We start from the raw sequence: 591 nt of genomic DNA, 5'->3' as shown, positions 1-591 counted from the left end.
CTGCACCTGGTACTGGGGGTACTGCGCGAGCGCGCCCTTGACCGCGGAGTACGCGGCGTCCGCCTTGCCGTCGGCCGCCTTGGCCAGCAGCATGAACGGCCGCGGCATCCGGTCGGCCGGCAGGAACTGCTCGGCGGTCGCGGTGCTGATGTACATCACGCCCTTGTCGAGGTTGCCCTCGTCGGAGGTGATCGCGGCGACCTTCAGCCTGGCGGTCCGGCCGCCGGTGAAGGCGACCGTCAGCTCGTCGCCGAGCTTGACGTGGTGCTCGTCCGCGTAGATCGAGCCGACCGACATCGCGTCCTTGCCGTACGCCGCCGCGTGCTCGCCGGCGATCATCTTGCGCCGGACGTCCTGGGCGTACGTGGGGTCGTTGACGCTGATGCCGTCTTCCTTGACGGATCCGTCGGGGGCGGTGATCTTCGCCTCCACCTCCCGGTACGCGGTGACGTGGTCCAGGCCCTTGGTGTCGCGCAGCGCCTGCTCGGCCTGCGGCATGATCGGCTGCCCGGTCTGGGACTGGACGATGTAGTCCGCGCCGACCGACTTGTCGAGCTCGTCGGTGGCGGAGGCCACCATCGAGGAGCCGAC

The 591-nt window shown here is 69.9% G+C and carries 1 pseudogene; it reads right to left on the bottom strand.

The features are described from left to right. Positions 1-591, bottom strand: a pseudogene (locus G3I78_RS47020) (hypothetical protein); the annotation flags it as partial.

Source organism: Streptomyces sp. SID13726 (assembly GCF_010548375.1).
Taxonomy (GTDB): Bacteria; Actinomycetota; Actinomycetes; order Streptomycetales; family Streptomycetaceae; genus Streptomyces.
Note: the sequence above shows the minus strand (reverse complement) of the source record. Positions and strands in the feature narration are given on the sequence as shown.